We start from the raw sequence: 13,911 nt of genomic DNA on the forward strand, positions 1-13,911 counted from the left end.
TCGTGCTCGCACCCGAGCGGCGGACGCGCGCCGATATCCTTTCCGCAGTCGCGATCGCGGTTCTCGTGGTGATCGCCGGGGCCGTGGTGTGGGTGCGCGGGGACGCGCACGGCACCGAGTCGGTGACCGCGTCCTCCACGGTGCCGACCCCGGCGGCGGCCGATCAGTTACCCGCCTCGCTGCGCGAGCTGTGGCACGCGCCGGACGGCGCGAGCGCGCGGGCGCTCGTGTCCGGCGGCGTCGTGGTGACCGGCGACGGCGACACGGTCACCGGCCGCGATCCACGCACCGGTGACCAGCTGTGGAAGTACCGGCGCGACATCCCGTTGTGCGGGGTCGAGAGCCAGTACGGCATGGTGATCGCCGTCTACCGCGACGAGCGCGGCTGCAGCCAGGCCACGATGCTGGCCGGCGACAGCGGCGCCCGTCGCACCGCGCGCAGCAGCTACATGGATCGCGACGTGCGGCTGTCGGTGGACGGCACCTACCTGCTCGCGCAGGGACCGCAGCGGCTGGAGATGTGGCGCTCGGACCTGGTGCGCACCGTGGAGTACGGCTTCGTCGACGCCCCGGTGAACGTCAAGACCCAGCCGCGCCGAGGCTGCACGTTGCTGTCGTCCGGTTCCAGCCCGTCCCGGCTCGCCGTGCTGGAACGCTGCCCCGCGGACCCGGCCGAGCGGCTCACCGTGCTCAACCCGGCCCCCAAGGACAACACGGTGCCGGAGGAGTACGGCTCGCACGTACTGAGCGGCCCCGGAGCCGATTCCCCGGAAGCCAGGGTGATCGCGGTGTCCGACAGCCGGATCGTGCTCTACTTCCCCGGCGCCGCGACGGGCGCCGAGCCGCTGCCGCCGCGCTTGGCCGTCTACGATGGCAACGGCAATCCGATTGTGGTGCATCAACTCTCGGCGCCGTTGAGCCAGACGGCGACGACCACCCGCATCGGATCGGCCTACCTGGTCTTCACCGGCAACAGCCTGATCGCCTTGAACGGCAGCACTTTCGACCCCCTGTGGACCGCGGGCGGCGCCCTCGGATCCCCCGCGCTCATGGCGGGCAAGCTGCTGCTGCCCACCACCGGCGCGCTCACTGTCCTCGACCCCGCCACGGGAGCCGAAACAGGGCGCATCCCGGTGGAGCGGCCCGGCTATGCCGGAAGCCCCATCGCGCTCACCGTGATCGGGACGACCGTTCTCGAGCTCCGGGACGGCGAACTCCACGCCTTCGGGTAAGGCCGGCGAACTTGTCGGTGCCGTGGGGCACACTGCGGGGATGAGCGAAACCCTGCCCGGCACAACCGGAAACACCGCCGCCATCACGTCCTACGACGACCCGGACGCGCCCTGGAACCAGAAGTTCTCCGACGACGACATCGCACACTGGAACGACGGCGTGATCCAGGAGTTCCGCGACAACGCGGGCAAGGTCGGCGGCGCGTACGAAGGCGGTGAGCTGATTCTGCTCACCACCACCGGCGCCAGGAGCGGTAAGAGGCACATGGTCCCGCTCGGCCTGTTGCGCCGCGGCGAAACCCTTTACGTGAGCTCGTTCATCGAGGACCGGTACCCGGCCTGGTATCACAACGTGAAAGCCGATTCCGCCGTCACCATCGAGCTGGGGTCCACCACCTATCGCGGCACGGCGCGGGCGCTGGAGGGAGCCGAGTACGACGAGTTCGCGACTTGGGTGACGACGAACAATCCCTTGCTCGCGGACTACCAGTCCAAGGTCTCGCGGCCGCTGCCACTGGTGGTGCTCGAGCTCGGGGACCCGGTCGAGTCCTAGCCCACGGCGGTCGGCACGGCATGTCGACACGGTCGCCTCCGGGACGAGGGGGCGGCCGATCCGGCGCGGCCCCATGATCATCGGTGGACCATCATGGAGGCATGTCCGCACTCGATGACGCCCGTGTCGTGCTGCTCCGGCACGGCGAGACCGACTGGTCCACGCAGCGGCGGCACACCGGCCGCACCGATCTGCCGCTCACCGAGCGCGGCGAAGAACAGGCCGCGGCGGCAGGCCGCTTGCTCGCCACACTGGAACTGCGAAACCCTCTGGTGCGCACCAGCCCACGGCTGCGCGCGTTGCGCACCGCGGAACTCGCCGGGCTCGCCGGCGCCGTGGTGGACGACGACCTCGCCGAGTGGGACTACGGCGCCTACGAGGGCCTGACCACCCCGCAGATCCGCGAGTCGGTGCCCGGCTGGACCATCTGGACCGGCCCGGTCCCGGACGGCGAAACCGGGGAGCAGGTGCGGGAGCGCGCCGACCGAGTGCTGGCCGCCGTGGCGCCCGCGCTGCCGGAGCGGGATATCGTGCTGGTGGGGCACGGTCACTTCTCCCGCGCGCTGATCGCCCGCTGGGCCGAATTCGACATCCGGGAGGGCCGCCGATTCGCCATGTCGACCGGCGCGCTGACCGTGCTCGGCTACGAACACGACGCGCGCGCGATCCGCGCGCACAACCTGGTACCCAACGGAGCGTCACTGTGACCCGACCCGCCCCCACCGCCACCACCGCCGTCGACCTAGGCGGCGCCGTGCTGCGCCGCGCCGTCCCCGCCGACGTGCCCGGACTGGTCGGCCTCGTCCACAACTTGGCCGACTACGAGAAGGCGCGGCACGAATGCACGGTCACCGCCGAGCAGCTGCGCGCCGCGCTGTTCGGACCGGAGCCGAAGGTGTTCGCGCACGTGGTCGCGGACGAGTCGGAACTGCTCGGCTGCGCCGTCTGGTTCCTCAACTTCTCCACCTGGGACGGCGTGCACGGCATCTACCTGGAAGACCTCTACGTCAAGCCGGAGACCAGGGGCAAGGGCTACGGCAAGGCACTGCTCACGGCCCTGGCGAAGGAGGCGGTGGACCACGGCTACAGCCGCGTTTCCTGGTCGGTGCTGACTTGGAACAAGCCATCGATCGACTTCTACGAGTCGATCGGCGCCGTGGCCCAGACCGAATGGGCGGGCTACCGGCTGGCGGGCGACGCGCTCGGCAAGCTGGCCGCCGGCGCGCGGTAGCGCGTATGTCGTGGTTCCCGCCGCTCGATCCGGCGTCCTGGCCCACCACTGCCGAAGCGGCGATGGCGATGCAAGACGAATTGCGGCCACTGGTCTCCGAGCGCACCCCGCCGGGCGCGCAGTTCCGCACGGTGGCCGGGCTCGACTCCGCCTATGACCACACCGGCGCGGTGGCCGCGGCGGTAGTGGTCTTGGCAGCGGGCACCCTGCGCCCGGTCTCCTCCGCCGTCGCGCACGGCGTCGCCGCCTTCCCCTACGTTCCCGGTCTGCTCGCTTTCCGGGAAATCCCCGCCACCCTCGCGGCGCTCGAAAAGCTGGATGCCGCACCGGATCTGCTGGTGTGCGACGGGCAAGGACTCGCCCACCCACGCCGCTTCGGGCTGGCCTGCCACCTCGGACTGCTCACCGGCGTGCCGACGATCGGCGTGGCGAAGACCGTGTGGGGCGACTACGTCGAACCCGGTCCCGAACGCGGCGCGGCCACCGACATCACCCTCGATGCCGCGGTGGTCGGGCGGGCGTTGCGCACCAGAACCGGCGTCAAGCCGGTGTTCGTGTCCGTCGGACATCGCATCGACCTCGACACCGCCTGCGCACAGGTGCTCGCGCTGACCCCGCGCTACCGGCTGCCGGAAACCACCCGGCACGCCGACCAGCTCTGCCGGGCGGCGCTGCGCACGGCGGGCTATTCCGGCTCGACCCCGTAGTCCTGGGCCATCCAGCGGGTGGACGGCGGCGCGAACAGCAGCACCAGCGCGGCGACCGCGACCACCCCCAGCGCCGTGCCGTAAACGGGCTGATGCGAGTCGGTGAGCAGCGACCAGGTGACCGGGAGCAGTAGCAGCTGCGCGATGACGGCGATGGCGCGACCCCAGCGTTTCCCCAGCAGCAGGCCGACGCCCGCGGCCAGTACCGCGCCGCCGAGGATGCCGAACCAGGCCGCGGTGCCGTATCCGCTCGTCGCGGACTGGTCGTGACCGAGCAGCCCCCGCACCACCAGCACGACCGCGACGCCCACGGCGACGACGCCTTCGAGCGTCACCAGGGCGCCTGCCGCCCGCACCGTCGTCGGCACCGCCGCACTCTTGTCGCTCACGATCGCGCCCCGCCCGCAGTCGGCTCCGTCGTGCGCGGCGGCGCACGGTGTCCTCGCTTGCCTTGCTGACGCTCGTTCACGCGGCAAGCCTACGGCCCGCCCGTCTGCGTGATCGTCCTGGCGTGGGCGCCGGCAACGGCACCCAGCGCATCGCTCGCCGCTTTTCCGGGGCGGGCCGGCCGCCAACTAGGCTGCCATCGTGCGGACGCTGCTGATCGTGAACCCGAATGCCACCTCGACGACGCCGGCGACTCGGGACCTACTGGCGCACGCGCTGGAGAGCCGCACCCAGCTGACCGTTGCGCACACCCAGCACCGCGGGCACGCGGCGGAACTGGCCCAATGGGCAGCCACCAACGAGATGGACCTGATCGTGGTGCACGGCGGCGATGGGACGGTCAACGAGACCATCAACGGCTTCCTGCCGCTGCCCGTCCTCGACGACGGTCAAGCCTGGTTGCCGCGCCTCGGTGTGATCCCGGGCGGTTCGGCGAATGTCTTCGCCAGGGCGCTCGGCATCTCCCCCGACCCGGTGACCGCCACCAATCAGCTCATCGACCTGCTCACCCTGGACGCCGATCGCCGGATCGGCCTCGGGCTGGCCGACGACCGCTGGTTCTGCTTCAGCGCGGGCGTCGGACTGGACGCCGACGTCTGCGAGGCGATCGACGCCAGCCGCGCCCGCGGCCGCAGCGCCACTCCGGCGCGATATGTTCGAACAACTGTTCGGCAATTCTTCCGGGCAAAACGTAAGGAACCGAGCGTTCAGGTCGAAATTCCCGGCCGGGACCCCGTAGACGGCGTGCATTACGCCTTCGTTACCAACACCACACCGTGGACCTATCTGAACGCCACGCCGGTGCACACCAACCCCGGCACCCGGTTCGAAACGGGTCTCGGCGTGTTCGCGGTGCGCTCCATGAGCGTGGCGCCGACCCTCCTGCTCGCGCGCCAACTCCTGGCCGCCGACGGAAACCCCAAGTCCCGCAATTTATTTCGCGAAGACGACGTTCCCGCCGTACGAATCGAGTCCAAAGAACCCATCGGCCTGCAAATCGATGGCGACTTCATCGGGAAGCGCAACGTGGTGGATTTCACTGCCGTGCCCGACGTGCTCGCCGTGGTCGCTCCGCGGCCGCACTGAGGGCGAAACACCGGGAAAAACATGGCGGGTAGTGCTGCGAAATCCCGGTGGAGCGAGTACAAAGGACCGGGCAGGCTTCCCATCACGGGGGCCTTCAGAGCGTGAGCTTCCCCACGGTGCACCGCGTGCCTATTGACATCTACGGTGTTCGTGAAAGCATTCACAAGCAACCGTGCGGAAACATTCGAGTCGCACAAGTGAACGAACCACAAACCGTAGGCGCCCTGCGCGGCGCCCAGCAAAGGAGCAGAGGAATGGACTGGCGCCACAAGGCCATCTGTCGCGATGAGGACCCCGAGCTGTTTTTCCCGGTGGGTAACAGTGGTCCGGCGCTCGCGCAGATTGCCGATGCCAAGCTGGTCTGCGCTCGCTGCCCCGTAACCGCTGACTGCCTGTCCTGGGCCCTGAAGTCCGGACAAGACGCCGGCGTGTGGGGTGGTATGAGCGAGGACGAGCGCCGGGCGCTCAAGCGTCGCAACGCGCGCACCCGCACCCGCACCGTCGTCTGATCAGACGACGAGCCTTACCGGGCCATTCAGCCCGGCCCGGTAACGCATTTCAGCCCGGCACCCATAGGTGCCGGGCTGTGTTGTTTTTGCACACCGGACAGTGAAGTGGAAATGATCGGTCTCGCTTCGCGGTGCAACCCGGAAGCCGACCAATGCGGTTGCGCCGGACCGCAATATCCGCTGCGCGGATTACGCGCAACAGCGGCCGCGGTTCGACTCGCGGAAGATCGAGACCTGTGGGAAAGTGGTTGGTTCTCAATCGGGTTGGGATGGTCGCAATCCGCTCGACACCCTCGCATTCCGCTCGATACGGACATTCGAGCAGTCACTACGCCGCAAGCCGCAAACGGCACGTGAGCAGCGGCCACCCGCGACCTCCGAGCAACACATCGATCCACCGGGATCAGCCACGGATCCGACCATCGGCCGAGGACCGCGCCCTGCCGAGGCCGGCCGAGCCGATCGGGAGGACTCCGTCGGCTCGAACTCAGCGGCCGGAACGACGGCCCAGCGGCACGCGCAGCACGGCGTCGGTGCCGATGTCGGCGCCGGGATGCAGACCGATGGAACCGCCGAGTTCGGCGGTGACCAGCGTGCGGACGATCTGCAGGCCGAGCCGGTCGGAGGATTCCAGGCTGAACCCGGGCGGCAGACCGCGACCGTCGTCGCTGATGATCACGTCCAGCCAGCGGGCCGAACGCTCGGAACGGATTGTCACCGTGCCGTTTTCGCCGGAATCGAAGGCGTGCTCGATGGCGTTCTGCACCAGTTCGGTGAGCACCATCACCAACGGGGTGGCGCGTTCGGCGGAGAAGACGCCGAGCGAACCGGCGCGGCGCACCTTGATGCGTGCGGTGTGCACCGTGGCCACGTCGGCCATGATCGGCAGCAGCCGGTCGACGACCTCGTCGAGATCTACCTCTTCGTCCACCGACATGGACAGCATCTCGTGCACCGACGCGATGGAGGTGACCCGGCGCACCGATTCGGTGAGCGCGACCTGTGCTTCCTCGTTCTCTGTGCGGCGGGCTTGCAGGCGCAGCAGCGCGGCGACGGTCTGCAGGTTGTTCTTGACCCGGTGATGGATCTCCCGGATGGTGGCGTCTTTGCTCAGCAGCGCGCGATCACGTCGCTTGACCTCGGTGACGTCGCGGACGAGCACGGCGGCGCCCGCCAATTCCCCATGCGGGCGCAGCACGAGGGTGCGCAGCAGCACGGTGGCTCCGCGCGCCTCCACCTCCATCCGCCGACCGGTCCGGCCGGCCAGCGCGGCCTGGATGTCGCCGACCACTTCCTGGGCGTCGAACGGATCGGTGATCAGCGAGCGGGTGGTGACCGCCAGATCCTGCCCGGCCAGGTCGGACTGCAAGCCCATCCGATGGTAGGCCGACAGCGCGTTGGGGCTGGCGTAGACGACGATGCCGTCGGTGTCGAGCCGGATGAATCCATCCCCCGCGCGCGGGCTGGAATGGGTCGCCGCGCGATCCTCGGTGGTGGGGAAGGTGCCGTCGGCGATCATCTGGCACAGATCGTCCGCGCACGCCACGTACGCGCTCTCCAGCTGACTGCGCACCCGGGAGCGTTGCAGATCGGTGTCCCGGCTCAGCACCGCGATCACGTCGTCGCCGCAGCGCACCGGGATGGCCTCGCGGACCGCGTGCACCGGATGCGGGTGATAGACGCCGGACGCCTCGACCTCACTGTCGGATCGCACGATATCGCCACTGGTCAGCGCCTCGAACACCTGCGGATGGTCGGCCTTCCGAGCGGTCGTGCCGACCAGGTCCTCCTGGTGCACGGTGGGCGCGGTGGTGGGACGGCACTGCGCGACACACACGATGTCCGCGCCCTCCGTCACCGGTCCCGCACCGACCCACAGCAGCAGATCGGCGAAGGACAGATCGGCCAGCAGCTGCCAATCGCCCACCACCCGCTGCAGATGATCCACGGCGACGCCGGGTAGGTCGGTGTGCTCGGCCAGCAGCTCGCTCAGTGTCGCCATGCAGATCTACCGCCGCAATCGATCAGGAGATGACCGCGATCAGGTGGCCCGCCTTGATCGCGTCGCCTTCCTGCACACCGACCGACGTCACGGTGCCGCTGGACTCCGCGACCACCGGAATCTCCATCTTCATGGACTCGAGGATCACCAGAGTGTCGCCTTCCTGAACTTCGTCGCCTTCCTTGACCACCACCTGGTAGACGACCGATACCAGTTCGGCGAGCACTTCCTCAGCCATGACACCCCATTCGCTCGTTGGCCTGTATCCGCTGACGGTACAGCCAACCACACGTGAAAGAATGGCCTTCAATCAGAAGGGAGACTACTCATGGGTAAGCGCGGACGTAAGAAGCGTAGCCGCAAGGGGAACGCAGCCAACCACGGCAAGCGGCCCAACGCCTGAGCTGACGCTCGGCCCGCAAGCACGAAGCGGCACGCACTTCCGCAAGGAAGGCGTGCCGCTCGCGTTTCGCACGGCTACTCGGAGGTCTCGACCGAAGTCTCTTTCGTGGTGACCGTCCGGCGGAGCTCGATGGTCAGCCGCTCACGCAGCGAGGCGGGCGCGCGATCGCCGCCGCATTTGCGGCTGAGCAGGCTCTTGATCTTCTCCTCGATGCCGTAGGCCTCGATACAAGGACTGCAGTGCTCCATGTGGTGCTGCAACCGCGCCCGGGTCGCGTCGTCGCATTCCCCGTCCAGCATCAACCACACGTCGGCGAGCACCGCCGTGCAATCGAGTTCCATATCGGGGTCCCGCTCGGTACTCACTGCTTGACCTCCTGGCGTTCCCCCGAACGGTTGAATCCACGCTCGCGCGCGACATCGGCGAGCAAACCCTTCAGTTGTTTCCGGCCGCGGTGCAGCCGGGACATCACCGTACCGATGGGAGTGCCCATGATGTCGGCGATCTCCTTGTACGGGAAACCCTCGACATCGGCGTAGTACACCGCCATGCGGAACTCCTCGGGCAGTTCCTGCAGCGCGGCTTTGATGTCGTCGTCCGGTAACGCGTCCAGCGCCTCCACCTCGGCCGAGCGCAGTCCCTGCGAGGTGTGCTCGGCGGTCGCGGCCAGCTGCCAGTCGGTGATCTCGTCCGTCGGATACTGCGCGGGCTGGCGCTGCTTCTTGCGGTAGGAGTTGATGTAGGTATTCGTCAGGATCCGGTACAGCCAGGCACGCAGGTTGGTGCCCTCCCGGAACGACTTGAAGCCCTGATAGGCCTTGACGTAGGTCTCCTGGACCAGGTCCTCGGCATCCGCCGGGTTCCTGGTCATGCGCAGCGCGGCGCCGTAGAGCTGGTCGAGCAGCGGGAGCGCGTCCCGTTCGAACCGCTGCGCCAGCTCGGCATCGTCGACGGCGGCGACATCGTCGGCCGCCACGTCATCGTCGCTCGTCACACCTGTCCCTTCGATCGCCGTACCTGCCAAATCTACCGGCATCGGCACATCGAAGGAGAATCCGCCGTCCGTCGGGGACACCTCGGTCCCCACCGGACGGTCGTCTAGCAGCACGGGCACAGGCATCTCCTTCACATCTAAATAGGGCCTGCTCACGCCGTGGAATTCCTTCCGAGCGCGGTGTACCGGCTACAACATGCGCGACCCGTCCGGTGTTCCCGCCGATCACGGGCTCGCGGCGGACCGCGGGAAAACACGTTGCGGCCGCCGTTAGGGTTTGGCCATGGCAGCAGGCTCGACCCCGGCGATCCGCGCGTTGACCCAGGCGAAGGTGGCCCATCGCGTGCACGCCTACAAGCACGATCCGCGCGCCGACTCCTACGGCACCGAGGCGGTCGACGCGCTGGGCGCCGAACTCGGAGTCGCCGCCGCGCAGATCTTCAAGACGTTGGTCATCGAACTGTCCACCGGTTCGCTCGCGGTGGCCGTGCTCCCGGTGCCGAACACGTTGTCGCTCAAAGCCGCGGCGGCCGCGCTCGGCGCGTCGAAGGCGAGCATGGCGGACAAGACGCGGGCGGAGAAGACCACCGGATACGTGCTCGGCGGCATCTCCCCGCTCGGCCAGCGCAAGCTGCTGCCCACCGTGATCGACGACTCGGCGCTGGCCTGGGACCGGATGCTGTGCAGCGCGGGACGGCGCGGACTGGAGATCGAGCTGGCGCCCGCCGACCTGATCCGGCTGACCGCCGCGGTGACCGCGCCCGTGACATCGGCGTAATTCGGCCACGATCGGCGCGATCTGTGCGTTACTGAACTGGCCAGATCGACCCGACTCGAGAGGATGTGATGCGAATGTCTACCCACCAGCGGGTGCGCACCGTGATCGTCGCGTTGTCCGGAGCTCTCGTCCTGGCCCTCGGTTCGGTAACGCTGCTCGCGCCGGAGGCCGCCGCAGCGCCGGACAACGCACCGGTCGTGCACGTCAGCGATTCCGTCTTCGACTTCGACGGTCAGGGCTCGAAGAGCGACGACAAGGCCGGGAAGGCCGAGAAACTCAGCGGGAATGTCACCACCAAGCTGATCGACCTGGTGGCCGGAATCATCAAGTGCGGGCTCAATATCGCCTCACCCAGCGTGAAGTGCTCGCTGTAATTTTTTTGCAGCGACTGCGGCGCTGCGTGTTCGCGGCCCCCTTATGGCTCGCGTCCGAGTGGCCACCGCTGGCGACTTCGTCGCGGACGCGGCGGCCACTCGGACGCGAGCCGGGCCGCGAACGGCACATGCTCGGTCTCGCTTCGCTCGGAACCGGTAGTCGCGCTGGTGTGGTCGCGTGCAGCGGCGACACCGGCACCTTAGCTCGCGGAGTACTGCCGGAGGACGAGTGGAAGTTACGCCTACGCGGGGGTACGGCAGCCAGTCGATCGGCGACGTGCTCTCGCACTCTGCCGGGATACCAGGTGGCTGATGTTGCTCGCTGGACGGTGGCATCGGTCGTCCTCTCGACCAATCGCGAACGGTCTGCCCACGCCGCAGCGCTCGATACCGGTGAAGGCGGGTTGATCGGAAGCCGGGAGTAGCGGCGAACGACGGTCGCGATCACCTCGACGTGTGTCCTGTTGGGCCCCGGACGCCTGGTTCGTGGTGCAGCTAGCCAAGTCGTGGGTGGCGCTCGACCGCGCTGTGACTCCGGGCTGGGCGCTCGGAACGGTGCCGGATAGGGCGGTGTGGCAGCGAGCGATCAGAGCAGGCTGGTCTGCTCGGCTTCCTTCCGATCCTCCACTCGCGCGAGCAGTTCCGGGCCGTTGTTGCGCACGCTGTTGACCAGGGTGGGCACCGCGCGGGGCACGATTCCGGCGACCACGTCCTCGGAGGGCGTCTCCAGCAGACTCGCCGGGGCCGGGTGATCCGGGTCCAGCCACGCGTCCCAGTGCTCCTGCGGCATCGGCAGCGGCATCCGGTCGTGGATCCGGGTCAGGTCACCGACCGCGTCGGTGGTCAGGATGGTGCACGACAGCAGCGGCTCGCTCTCCGGCTGCGACCGGTCACGCCAGACCGACCACAGACCGGCCATGTAGAGACGGGAACCGTCCGCGTTCGCCATGTAGTACGGATGCTTGGCGACCTTTCCTTTCGGGCCCTTCTCGCCGTTCGGCTCCACGAGCCACTCGTACCAGCCGTCCATCGGCACCAGGCAGCGCCGGTACTTCACCGCGTCGCGGAACGAGGGCGTGGTGGCCGCCTTATCGGCGCGGGCGTTGAACAGCGGCTTGCCCTTGACCGGCACACCGGGCTCGGCGGCCTTCGTCCACACCGGGATCAGCCCCCAGCGCATGCGCCGGATGCGCCGCTTCGGGTCGTCGTCCGCACGGCCCTGGTCGTGCCGCTCCACCACGGTGAGCACCTGCGTGGTCGGCGCGACGTTGTAGTTGGTGAAAGAGCTCTGGTCGGCGGGGCCGGTCTCGTCGATCGCATCCAACTCGACCGCGAGCCTGCCGGGGTTGGTCGTGGTCGCATATCGTCCGCACATATCCCGATAGTCCCACTTGCCACCGACAGCGTCGGAGACAATTAGTGCATAGCTGGTGACCTGTTGAGAGTTGTGGCATAGCATTCTCTCATCGGAAGGACGGGCTGCCCGTCCACTCGGACATGCGCATCGACCGTCCACCGCAGACGGCAAGAGGAGACCCACTGTGACATCCACCGACACCAAACCGGCCGATCACGACACGGCACTGACGTCGGTCAATCCGGCGACAGGAGAGGTGATCGGCACGCACGTCATCGCCGACGACGACGCGGTTGCCGCCGCCGTCGCCAAGGCCCGCGCAGCGACCGCCACCTGGGGCGCGCTGAGTTTCGACCAGCGGCGCACCCATCTGCTGCGCTGGTCGAGCAAGCTGGTGCAGGACTCGGAGAAGTTCTGCGCGTTGATCCACGCCGAGAACGGCAAACCGCTCGACGACGCCTTCCTGGAGCTGATGCTCGCGCTCGAGCACATCGCCTGGGCGGCCAAGAACGCCAAGAAGGTGCTCGGCCCCAAGCGGGTGTCCCCGGGCGCGCTGATGTCCAACTTCAGCGCACGGCTCGAGCAGCGCCCGCTCGGCGTGGTCGGCGTGATCGGCCCGTGGAACTACCCGGTCTACACGCCGAACGGTTCCATCGCCTACGCGCTGGCCGCGGGCAACACCGTGGTGTTCAAGCCGAGCGAATACTCCACCGGCATCGGCAATTTCCTCGCCGAGGCGTTCGCCGCGGCCAATCCCGAACTGCCCGAGGGCGTCTTCATCACGATCAACGGCTACGGCGCGACGGGCGCGGCGCTGGTCCGCTCCGAGGTCGACAAGATCGCGTTCACCGGCTCCACCGCCACCGGCAAGCGGATCATGGCGGCCGCCGCGGAGCGGCTCACCCCCGTGCTGCTGGAGTGCGGCGGCAAGGACGCGGTGATCGTCGCCGCCGACGCCGACATCAAGGCCGCGGCGGACGCGGTCGCCTGGGGGGCCACCGCCAACAGCGGCCAGACCTGCGCCGGTGTCGAGCGGGTCTACGTGGACCGCTCGGTGCGCGAGGAGTTCGTCGCCGAGGTCAAGCGCATCCTTACCGACGTCAAGCCCGGTTCCGGCGACAAGGCGTCCTACGGCCCGATGACCATGCCGAGTCAGATCGACATCGTGCGCCGCCACATCGAGGACGCGCTGAAGAACGGCGGCACCGCGGTGCTCGGCGGTCCCGAGTCGGTCAAGGCGCCGTTCATCGAGCCCGTCGTGCTGGTGGACGTGGACGAGACCTCCGAGGCGGTGGCCGAGGAGACCTTCGGCCCGACCATCACCATCCGCACCGTCGACGGCGTCGACGAGGCGGTGCAACTGGCCAACAACTCCAAGTACGGCCTGTCCTCGGCGGTCTACTCGAAGAAGAACGGCCTGGACATCGCGCGCAGGCTGCGCGTCGGCGCCACCTCGGTGAACTCCGTGCTCGCCTTCGCCGCCATCCCCGGCCTGCCCTTCGGCGGCGTCGGCGATTCCGGCATCGGCCGCATCCACGGCGAACCGGGTCTGCGCGAGTTCGCCCGCCCGCACTCGATCGCGGTGCAGCGCTTCACCGTTCCGGGCATGGCGCTGCTGAGCTACAGCCGCACCGACTCCACGATGAAGCTGCTGCGCAAGCTCGTTCCGTTCCTGCACGGCCGGCACAAGTAGGAAACCCACGGTCGGGTGCTCGACGTCGTCGAGTACCCGACCCAGGCCATAGGTGGCACCAGCGGCAATCCGCCACGCGAACGCGCCGCGAATGGCGACGGCGACGCGCTGTGACACCGGACGAAGTCCGCCGGGCATCGTCCGCGCGGCGGATACCTCCGCAACCGGGGCATTCGATCGGCACAGCCACGTGCCGCATCCCCGATTCGGCGAAGCTTCCCCCACGCAACTACTTCGGCCGAACCCCGGTCCGAGCGAGCGAGACCGAGCATGCGCGGTTCGCGGCCTCGCTCGCAACCGATTGCCCGCCGCGTACGCGACGAGAGCAAGCGACGGCCACAGCAGAGGCGCCTCCCGAAACGGCGTGCCGCGAGCCGCAGCATTCGTCCCTGACGCGCCCAGCGCACCGCAACCACGTCTTCCGAGCGAAGCGAGACCGAGCATCACCCGTTCGCGGCCAGGCTCGCGTTTGCGCGGCCGCCGCGTCCGCGACGCAGGCGCCAGCGGCGGCGCCGCAAAACCCAGCCCCAAGAGGGCCGCCAACA

General features: G+C 68.6%; 16 protein-coding genes. 10 read left to right on the top strand and 6 right to left on the bottom strand.

What is annotated here, in order from left to right:
* The first annotated feature begins 2 nt into the window (after positions 1-2).
* The 5 genes from ABZ552_RS33555 to ABZ552_RS33575 all read left to right on the top strand — a co-directional run bounded on the left by ABZ552_RS33555 (position 3) and on the right by ABZ552_RS33575 (position 3,723).
* Positions 3-1,232 (top strand): PQQ-binding-like beta-propeller repeat protein, encoded by a 1,230-nt coding sequence (locus ABZ552_RS33555; RefSeq protein WP_281917440.1) that lies wholly within the window; start codon positions 3-5, stop codon positions 1,230-1,232.
* A gap of 40 nt (positions 1,233-1,272) precedes the next feature.
* The gene (locus ABZ552_RS33560; protein WP_281877915.1) at positions 1,273-1,785 is read left to right on the top strand and encodes a nitroreductase/quinone reductase family protein; all 513 of its coding nucleotides are present in this window, start codon (positions 1,273-1,275) and stop codon (positions 1,783-1,785) included.
* 101 nt (positions 1,786-1,886) lie between these two features.
* On the top strand, positions 1,887-2,492 hold the full coding sequence (locus tag ABZ552_RS33565; RefSeq protein WP_281877914.1) for an acid phosphatase: 606 nt from the start codon (positions 1,887-1,889) through the stop codon (positions 2,490-2,492).
* Between the two features lie 47 nt (positions 2,493-2,539).
* Positions 2,540-3,016, top strand: a complete 477-nt coding sequence (locus ABZ552_RS33570) for a GNAT family N-acetyltransferase (RefSeq protein WP_357441887.1) — start codon at positions 2,540-2,542, stop codon at positions 3,014-3,016.
* A gap of 5 nt (positions 3,017-3,021) precedes the next feature.
* The gene (locus tag ABZ552_RS33575) at positions 3,022-3,723 is read left to right on the top strand and encodes an endonuclease V (RefSeq protein WP_281917438.1); all 702 of its coding nucleotides are present in this window, start codon (positions 3,022-3,024) and stop codon (positions 3,721-3,723) included.
* Here ABZ552_RS33575 and ABZ552_RS33580 read toward each other — a convergent pair.
* Positions 3,702-4,112, bottom strand: coding sequence for a hypothetical protein (locus ABZ552_RS33580; RefSeq protein ID WP_281877912.1), 411 nt, complete (start codon positions 4,110-4,112; stop codon positions 3,702-3,704). The genes ABZ552_RS33575 and ABZ552_RS33580 overlap by 22 nt on opposite strands.
* Positions 4,113-4,311: 199 nt before the next feature.
* Here ABZ552_RS33580 and ABZ552_RS33585 point away from each other — a divergent pair, with 199 nt between their 5' ends.
* Both ABZ552_RS33585 and ABZ552_RS33590 read left to right on the top strand, forming a co-directional pair.
* Positions 4,312-5,256 (top strand): diacylglycerol kinase family protein, encoded by a 945-nt coding sequence (locus ABZ552_RS33585; RefSeq protein WP_281877911.1) that lies wholly within the window; start codon positions 4,312-4,314, stop codon positions 5,254-5,256.
* Between the two features lie 254 nt (positions 5,257-5,510).
* Positions 5,511-5,765 (top strand): WhiB family transcriptional regulator, encoded by a 255-nt coding sequence (locus ABZ552_RS33590; protein WP_011211115.1) that lies wholly within the window; start codon positions 5,511-5,513, stop codon positions 5,763-5,765.
* A gap of 487 nt (positions 5,766-6,252) precedes the next feature.
* On the opposite strand, the gene ABZ552_RS33595 is transcribed toward ABZ552_RS33590, so the two are convergent.
* The 4 genes from ABZ552_RS33595 to ABZ552_RS33610 form a co-directional block, all read right to left on the bottom strand.
* Positions 6,253-7,767 carry a PAS domain-containing sensor histidine kinase gene (locus tag ABZ552_RS33595; RefSeq protein WP_281877910.1) on the bottom strand — a complete coding sequence of 505 codons (1,515 nt, stop codon included), beginning with the start codon at positions 7,765-7,767 and terminating at the stop codon, positions 6,253-6,255.
* Positions 7,768-7,789: 22 nt separating this feature from the next.
* Positions 7,790-8,005 carry a biotin/lipoyl-binding carrier protein gene (locus tag ABZ552_RS33600; RefSeq protein WP_063022129.1) on the bottom strand — a complete coding sequence of 72 codons (216 nt, stop codon included), beginning with the start codon at positions 8,003-8,005 and terminating at the stop codon, positions 7,790-7,792.
* 239 nt (positions 8,006-8,244) lie between these two features.
* On the bottom strand, positions 8,245-8,511 hold the full coding sequence (gene rsrA, locus ABZ552_RS33605; RefSeq protein ID WP_281880782.1) for a mycothiol system anti-sigma-R factor: 267 nt from the start codon (positions 8,509-8,511) through the stop codon (positions 8,245-8,247).
* Between the two features lie 20 nt (positions 8,512-8,531).
* Positions 8,532-9,164 (bottom strand): sigma-70 family RNA polymerase sigma factor, encoded by a 633-nt coding sequence (locus ABZ552_RS33610; RefSeq protein WP_051021205.1) that lies wholly within the window; start codon positions 9,162-9,164, stop codon positions 8,532-8,534.
* 283 nt (positions 9,165-9,447) lie between these two features.
* Here ABZ552_RS33610 and ybaK point away from each other — a divergent pair, with 283 nt between their 5' ends.
* Positions 9,448-9,942, top strand: a complete 495-nt coding sequence (ybaK, locus tag ABZ552_RS33615) for a Cys-tRNA(Pro) deacylase (protein WP_281877909.1) — start codon at positions 9,448-9,450, stop codon at positions 9,940-9,942.
* Between the two features lie 74 nt (positions 9,943-10,016).
* Positions 10,017-10,316 carry a hypothetical protein gene (locus ABZ552_RS33620; RefSeq protein WP_281877908.1) on the top strand — a complete coding sequence of 100 codons (300 nt, stop codon included), beginning with the start codon at positions 10,017-10,019 and terminating at the stop codon, positions 10,314-10,316.
* 586 nt (positions 10,317-10,902) lie between these two features.
* Here ABZ552_RS33620 and ABZ552_RS33625 read toward each other — a convergent pair.
* Positions 10,903-11,691 carry an SOS response-associated peptidase gene (locus tag ABZ552_RS33625; RefSeq protein ID WP_357441881.1) on the bottom strand — a complete coding sequence of 263 codons (789 nt, stop codon included), beginning with the start codon at positions 11,689-11,691 and terminating at the stop codon, positions 10,903-10,905.
* A gap of 166 nt (positions 11,692-11,857) precedes the next feature.
* Here ABZ552_RS33625 and ABZ552_RS33630 point away from each other — a divergent pair, with 166 nt between their 5' ends.
* Positions 11,858-13,366, top strand: coding sequence for an aldehyde dehydrogenase family protein (locus ABZ552_RS33630; RefSeq protein WP_357441883.1), 1,509 nt, complete (start codon positions 11,858-11,860; stop codon positions 13,364-13,366).
* The last annotated feature ends 545 nt before the right edge of the window (positions 13,367-13,911 follow it).

The sequence above is a fragment of the Nocardia sp. NPDC019219 genome (assembly GCF_040632645.1).
Lineage (GTDB): Bacteria > Actinomycetota > Actinomycetes > Mycobacteriales > Mycobacteriaceae > Nocardia > Nocardia sputorum.

Coding starts and splice junctions, on each gene's coding strand:
- ABZ552_RS33560 (WP_281877915.1), top strand. CDS start 1,273: ATGAGCGAAACCCTGCCCGGCACAACCGGAAACACCGCCGCCATCACG.
- ABZ552_RS33565 (WP_281877914.1), top strand. CDS start 1,887: ATGTCCGCACTCGATGACGCCCGTGTCGTGCTGCTCCGGCACGGCGAG.
- ABZ552_RS33575 (WP_281917438.1), top strand. CDS start 3,022: ATGTCGTGGTTCCCGCCGCTCGATCCGGCGTCCTGGCCCACCACTGCC.
- ABZ552_RS33590 (WP_011211115.1), top strand. CDS start 5,511: ATGGACTGGCGCCACAAGGCCATCTGTCGCGATGAGGACCCCGAGCTG.
- ABZ552_RS33595 (WP_281877910.1), bottom strand. CDS start 7,767: ATGGCGACACTGAGCGAGCTGCTGGCCGAGCACACCGACCTACCCGGC.
- ABZ552_RS33600 (WP_063022129.1), bottom strand. CDS start 8,005: ATGGCTGAGGAAGTGCTCGCCGAACTGGTATCGGTCGTCTACCAGGTG.
- rsrA (WP_281880782.1), bottom strand. CDS start 8,511: ATGGAACTCGATTGCACGGCGGTGCTCGCCGACGTGTGGTTGATGCTG.
- ybaK (WP_281877909.1), top strand. CDS start 9,448: ATGGCAGCAGGCTCGACCCCGGCGATCCGCGCGTTGACCCAGGCGAAG.
- ABZ552_RS33620 (WP_281877908.1), top strand. CDS start 10,017: ATGTCTACCCACCAGCGGGTGCGCACCGTGATCGTCGCGTTGTCCGGA.
- ABZ552_RS33625 (WP_357441881.1), bottom strand. CDS start 11,691: ATGTGCGGACGATATGCGACCACGACCAACCCCGGCAGGCTCGCGGTC.